Source organism: Rummeliibacillus sp. TYF005 (assembly GCF_003844195.1).
Lineage (GTDB): Bacteria > Bacillota > Bacilli > Bacillales_A > Planococcaceae > Rummeliibacillus.
The window spans coordinates 1-725 of record NZ_ML122650.1 but is presented as its reverse complement, the minus strand read 5'-3'; the positions used below and the strand labels follow the sequence as shown (position 1 = coordinate 725).

The window sequence follows — 725 nt, the reverse complement described above, 5'->3', positions numbered from 1 at the left end:
CCCCCTGCGAGAGTAGGACGTTGCTAGGCACGCTAAAAGCACAACTGTTTATCAGTTGTGCTTTTTATATTTTATAGTAAAGATTAAGTAACTAAGTTCTCTACTTTAAACATCAAGCTTCACGTTTTGACTTTATATGGAATGGCGGCATGATAAACTTCATCGGCAAATCAATTCTTTGATATAGCTGCCCTCAACTTGAAACTCATGCCTCCAGTGCCATGTGTCATATGTAATATGGGTAATTGAGATGCTATATATTCTTTCGTTGTCAAAATACATTAGATTGAATAATGAAGATTCGACTATCCAAAGATCATTTATATCAAAATAATAAAATCGTCATTATTAGTAAATATATTTATGAAGTATAAAATATAATTCCATTTTCTATGAATAAAATGGAATTAGCTTTATTCACAAATTAAATTAAAATAAATAATTAGTATTTTTAGAAAAGTTCTTGCAAGATGATAATATCCTGTTATAATAAGTATATATTCAAGTTCTACAATAATATTGNAGTTGGTAGCAGCATCTGACTGTTAATCAGAGGGTCGTAGGTTCGAGTCCTACCTTCGGAGCCATTTTTTTGTCTGTGCTTCCATAGCTCAGCAGGTAGAGTGCTTCCATGGTAAGGAAGAGGTCACCGGTTCGAGCCCGGTTGGAAGCTTTTATCCTATTTTTAGTAGGTGTTCGGTTCTATACTAATTGTTGGGGTTGTC

The 725-nt window shown here is 33.7% G+C and carries 1 tRNA gene; it reads left to right on the top strand.

Annotated features, from left to right (window positions below):
• The first annotated feature begins 600 nt into the window (after nt 1-600).
• Nucleotides 601-673: transfer RNA gene (locus tag CW357_RS18075), tRNA-Thr, on the top strand.
• Nucleotides 674-725: the final 52 nt, after the last annotated feature.